The following is a 4,294-nucleotide window of genomic DNA, read 5'->3' as shown; positions in this document are numbered from 1 at the left end:
GTGCAGCACCTTCTGCCACACCGGCGGGGCGGAATGCTACGACTTCGGTCTCCCCCGCCGCTCCCGGCCCGGCAGTCCAGACCCAGTCGTTGAGGCTGAAGGAAGGCCTGGTCAGGGTGGACCTGGTAGTCAGGGCGCGTGCCGGCTGCCCCGGGACGATGCTGTACAGCGTGGTGCGGCCCTCGTTGAGGAAGGCTGCACTTTGGGACACCGGGGATTCGGCCGGGAAACGCGGGCCGAGGGCGGACACGGACTGCATGTCCGGCAGCGGCGAAATCCTGTTGTTCTCGTACCGGACCAGTTCATTGCCGCTGATGGCGATCTGGCGCGAGGGAACGCTCTTGTCCTGGACCGGCGGCAGGACCGCGCCGGTGTCCTCCACCCGTACCAGGTCCTGGTTGGCTCGCAGTTCCACATTTACCACGTCCGGTTGGCTCCGGAAGGTCAGCGTCAGCTGCATCTGCATGCGCAGCCGGTCTTCCGGCGAGGTTTCAGTGAGCTCCTTGGCGCTCAAGTCCACCTGGGCGGCCCCGGAAACCACCGGCACCGACTCCCTTGCCAGTTTGATGCCGGAAGGGAAAGCACTTGCCACCGCGCCACGCAGGTACGGTGCAGGACCGGCCAGCAGGGCACTGGTCATGGCCTTGACTGTTTTGTTCCTGATGAACCAGCGGACATCAGGGACGGCGAACGTAAAAGTGGGATCGTAGAAGTAGATGGGAAAAGCCCCGTAGATGACCTTGAAGGTTTCCTCTGCGATGGCCGTGCCGTCCGGTATCGCCGAGATCCGCCACTCACCGTCCACCTGGGTAAGGGTGACCGGGATCTTCTCCACGGTCCCTTCAGGCGACTGGGTGGCAATGCCGTCTGCATTGACCGTGTAGGACACGTCCAGTTCGTAGTTATAGACGTTCTCCGTCTCCGTGGCCACCACCCTGGCTTCGCGGTACACCAGGGCCCGCTGATCCGGCTTCCAACTCACGGAGGATGCCTGCGTCAGGTATTGGCGGGCCACGGCGTAATCGTCCTCGTAGCCACTGCCGGCACGGTAGAAGTAGTCAATGATGGTCTCCGGCGACGCTCCGGGCTGCGGGGCGGCCGGCAGGAACACCGGGGCACTGAGGTTTCCCGCACTGCCCTCGCTGCTTTTGCCAACAGGGCCGGCCGTGGGAATCCGGGCGCAGCCTGCCAGGACAGCAAGCAGCATCGCCAGCATGATGGCCGCCAGCCTGGTTGCACCCCTGCTACGGCCCGTCATGGTGTCTCCTTGGAGGTGATTGCCGGTGCCAGGTGTGAGGCACCGGCTTCGAGGATCAGCATGTTGCGTTGGTCGGCCTCCCTGGGAATGCTCCCCGGCTGACCCTGCACCATGGTGTCATCAGGTTCAAGTGGAACGGGTGAGGCGTCGATGCCTTCACCCTGGCGCAGCGGCACCGTGAGCCGGAAGTTGGCGCCGCTGCCTTTGCGGCCCCAGGCCTGCAGCCAGCCGTTGTGCAGTTTGGTGTCTTCCATGGCGATCGACAGGCCCAGACCGCTGCCTCCGGTGGTGCGGGCGCGGGCGGGATCGGCGCGCCAGAACCGGTCAAAAACGCGGGCGGCTTCGGCCGGTTCCATCCCCATGCCGTGATCGCGGACGGAAATCCCAACGGCGGTCTGGCTGGCGGCGACGGTGATGGCCACCGGTTTCCCTTCGCCGTGTTCCACGGCGTTCAGGATGAGGTTCCGCAGGATACGGTCGATCCTGCGGGCGTCCATGTCCACGATGACGGGCTCGGCCGGTGCGCTGAGAATGAGTTCGGAGCCGTATTCGGCTGCCACGGGGGCGGCGCCCTCGATGACGTGCGCCACGACGTGCCGGATGTCTTCCGCTTCCGCGTCCAGTTCGGCGACGCCGGCGTCGAAGCGCGAAATCTCCAGGAGGTCGGACAGCAAGGACTGGAACCGCTCCACCTGGTTGTACAGCAGTTCGGCGGAACGCTTATTGATGGGGTCGAAGTCGTCGCGGGCGTCGTAGAGCACTTCGGCTGCCATCCGCACGGTTGTCAGCGGGGTCCGCAGTTCGTGGGAGACGTCGGAGACGAAGCGCTGCTGCATTTGGGACAAGGTGGCAAGCTGGGTGATCTGTTCCTGCAGGCTCGCCGCCATATGGTTGAAGGAGGCCCCCAACCGGGCAACCTCATCCTCGCCGCGGACAACCATGCGTTCCTGCAGCTGTCCCGCTGCGAGTTTCTCCGACACCATGGCGGCATGGCTGACAGGGCTCACCACGTTCCGCGTGACGTACCAGGCAACGGCTCCGATCAGCAGCACCATCACGGCTCCACCTGCCCAGAGCACACCCTGGATCTCGTCCAGGGTCTGCTGGGCGGTGTTCAGGTCGTAAATCAGGTACAGCTCGTAGACGGTCCCGTTAAAGGTCACGAGGTTTCCGACGGCGATGCCCGGCCGGTCCTCCGTGCCCACCGGGATCACGGTGGAAGCCCAGTACTGATCCTTGCCGGACGACTGGACAGCTTTCCGAAGGTCCGGCGGGATGACGCTGACGGTCAGCTGGTCCGAGGCACGCGATTCCACCCACCGGTTCCTGGGTTTGGTCTGTTCGGGCTTGGCCTCGAAGACGTACCGACGCTGGATGACCGAGCCGCGACCCTCCACGGCGTTAAGTGTGTCGTACACCAGGGTGATGACGCTGGACTGGTCGGTGACCTGGGCGCCGTCGAACGTCTCCTGGACCTGCTTGACGTTGTAACGCGTCTCGGATTCCGCCTGGGTAAGGCGTTCCTGGAAGAGGTTGTTGGCGATCTGGTTGGACAGGTACGCACCCACCACGGCGAACGAGGTCACCGCCAGCATCAGCGTGGTCAGGACCGTGCGGAACTGCAGGGAGCGGCGCCACCGACGCTGCAGGGCGCGGGCGATGAACCTCAACGCGGGCAGGAAGCGCCGCGCTCCCGTGCCCACGAGCCGTGCCACGCGCCAGCCGACAATAAGGGCGCGGCGGCGCCAGATCCTGGTGCGGAACGTCACCTGCCGGAACCCGGGGGTGAGGGCATCCGTATGCTCCGGCGCATAGCCCGGGGGGCCGTCGTGTCCGGCGGGGACGGCCGGGGCGCCGGTTACGGGCGGCGCACCGTCGAGGCCGCGTTCCCCGTCCTCCGGAGTGGAATCCTGCGGCGTGGGATCAGGCCCCTGCTTTGTAGCCGACACCACGCACCGTCAATACAACTTCCGGGGCTTCCGGGTCTTGTTCGATCTTGGAGCGCAGGCGCTGGACGTGGACGTTGACCAGGCGCGTATCGGCGGCGTGGCGGTAACCCCAGACCTGTTCCAGCAGCAGTTCCCGGGTGAAAACCTGCCAGGGTTTACGGGCCAGCGCCACCAGCAGGTCAAACTCGAGCGGCGTCAGGGAGATCCGCTCGCTGCCCCTGCTGACGGTGTGGCCGGCGACATCGATGGTGATGTCGGCGATGCGGAGCGTCTCCGGGGCTTTTTGGTCGCCCGGGCGGAGCCTGGCCCTGACCCTTGCCACCAACTCTGCGGGCTTGAACGGTTTGGGGACGTAGTCGTCCGCACCGGATTCCAGGCCGCGGACAACATCCGAAGTATCCGCCTTTGCCGTGAGCATCACGATCGGCACATCGGACTCGGACCGGATCTGCCGGCACACCTCGATACCGTCCACGCCAGGGAGCATGAGGTCAAGCAGCACGAGGTCGGGCCGCGATGACCGGAAGATATCCAGCGCCTGGGCGCCGTCCGCGCAGAAAACGGGTTCAAATCCGTCATTGCGCAGCACAATTCCAATCATTTCGGCCAGCGCTTCGTCATCGTCTACCACCAGAATGCGTGCCTTCATAGTTATATATTCCCTTATCAGGCAAGGTTTGTCGTGTTCAGCCGGCTACGGCATGGCGGGATGCTAGGCCGCCCGACGCCGGAACTATAGGCTGGGGTCATGCCCGCCGTTCCGGGGCGCCAGGCGCAGGCCGCGGCAGCTTCTCCGGGCGGCGTTGGATTTACGCATTGGGGAGGGAACACGGTGTCACCACAGGATTCAGGCCCGCAGGAGCCGGCCGGCAGCGACGGGGAGGCGCCCGAACAGCAGCCAGGCCAGCAACAGGGGCAACGGCCGGCCGCTGGACAACCCGGCCAGCCGCGGTGGCCGTCCGAGGCACCCTCCGGACAGTGGCCAGGGCAGCAGGGCCAGCAACAATCCGGACAATGGCCGGGGCAACAGGGCCAGCAACCATGGGGCCAACCACCCGCCCAGCAATCATGGGGCCAACAACCATGG

Annotated in this window: 3 protein-coding genes; all 3 read right to left on the bottom strand. The window is 65.6% G+C overall.

Annotated elements, in window-relative coordinates; translation table 11 throughout:
* A partial coding sequence (locus ACU18_RS18860) for an LpqB family beta-propeller domain-containing protein (protein ID WP_050688001.1) occupies nucleotides 1-1,258 on the bottom strand: 1,258 nt, incomplete at its 3' end.
* Nucleotides 1,255-3,027: an MtrAB system histidine kinase MtrB gene (gene mtrB, locus ACU18_RS18855; protein WP_082178416.1), complete on the bottom strand. Its 1,773-nt coding sequence runs from the start codon at nucleotides 3,025-3,027 to the stop codon at nucleotides 1,255-1,257. The genes ACU18_RS18860 and mtrB, both read right to left, overlap by 4 nt.
* A gap of 154 nt (nucleotides 3,028-3,181) precedes the next feature.
* The gene (gene mtrA / locus ACU18_RS18850; RefSeq protein WP_050687999.1) at nucleotides 3,182-3,856 is read right to left on the bottom strand and encodes an MtrAB system response regulator MtrA; all 675 of its coding nucleotides are present in this window, start codon (nucleotides 3,854-3,856) and stop codon (nucleotides 3,182-3,184) included.
* Nucleotides 3,857-4,294 lie beyond the last annotated feature (438 nt).

This window comes from Arthrobacter sp. ZBG10 (genome assembly GCF_001238605.1).
Taxonomy (GTDB): Bacteria; Actinomycetota; Actinomycetes; order Actinomycetales; family Micrococcaceae; genus Arthrobacter.
This window is presented reverse-complemented; position numbering and strand designations above follow the sequence as displayed.